The organism is Helicobacter pylori, from assembly GCF_006440215.1.
Taxonomy (GTDB): Bacteria; Campylobacterota; Campylobacteria; order Campylobacterales; family Helicobacteraceae; genus Helicobacter; species Helicobacter pylori_CS.
Map to the genome: position 1 here is coordinate 1 of NZ_VEZH01000036.1, position 1,293 is coordinate 1,293.

The 1,293-nt window shown below is 41.8% G+C and carries 1 protein-coding gene; it reads right to left on the reverse strand.

The genetic code is table 11. The features are described from left to right. Positions 1–1,293 (reverse strand): SabA family sialic acid-binding adhesin (locus FIM44_RS08380; protein WP_140579756.1); only part of this gene is annotated, 1,293 nt, incomplete at both ends.

Below are 1,293 nucleotides of genomic sequence, written 5' to 3' on the forward strand. Positions count from 1 at the left end.
AGCTGATGATGCCCACTCGTTTGAAAGGGTTATGACCGAGTTCTTGAACGATGGTATTAGCGAGGGTTTCAGCTTGATTGATTTGAGGCGTTTGGTTGTTAAAATCAGCGGCGCTTGTTTTTAATGAAGACAGAGTTTCTTCCACGCCAGCACACCCGTTCCCCCAATTGTTCTTTTGATTTTGCATTGTCATATTCGCACTGCTTATAGCGCTCGCATCGCATTTCCCTATGTAGTCTTTAAGATGGCCTGAAGAAAGTTTGTTAAAATCGCTCTCCACTTGATTGGCTAGTTTTAAAATTTCTGCTTGAGATTGCGCGTTTTTGAGCATTTTTTGAGCTAAAGCCGTAAGACTGCTAGGGGTGTTAAGGTTGAGATTATGGGGTTGTGTGATATTTTTTGGTTGGTTGGCGCTGAGTTGTTGGGTTTCTTGAACGATTTTTTGCGCATTATTAATCATGTCTGAAGCGGCACTAAACTCCGCACCAAAAGTCGTACATGAATTTTTGCCGCCACCGGCTGTTTGCCATGAAGGGGTGTTTGTGCCATTAGTCCCACCATTGCTACTAGATTTCGCTATCAACATGGGGCAATAATCTTTAAGGGTATTGACAATCGTTTGCGCTTGAGTCAAAAGATTTTGCGCATCATTAGTCGTATCAATAACAGAAGTTGTAGTCTTAGTTTGATTATCTTGTTGATACTTTGATGTGGTTACATGCGCTTCTAACTTTTCCCCTTTGCTATTTAAAGGAGCAAGCCCGGCTTGTTTTAAAGCTTTTGAAAGGATTTGATAGGCTTCATGGATTTTTTCATATTGCTCAATAGATAGAGAAACATTTTTGTCTGCTTTTAATGTATTTGTGCCACTAGAACTATGAGTGCCATTACTATTTGTGCTCCCACCGCAATTGATTGTAGTGCCGTTGCCATTCTCATCGGTGTAGTGGAAATTTTTTTGATTGTTTTCTCCTGGACTTTTGGTATAACCTCCGCATATGACCGCATAACCCATGCTATTCCATAACCCTAACACCGATCTCAACGCTAAAAGCGTGGCTTGATAGGCAGGGGAATTGGTTGTCCCACCGGCTAAAGTTTTTGCGCGTTCATTCAAATTATTAACCGCTTGATTGATCGCTTGCGCACTTGTCTTTGAGCCAGAGCCACTATCGTTGGTTAAAAGCCGGCTTAATTGTTCATAAGCGTCTGAAAGTTTTTGCACCTTGTCGGCGTTTTTCACTTTTTGAACCGCTTCACCGATTTGATAACCCACGCTTAAAAAAACGCCGT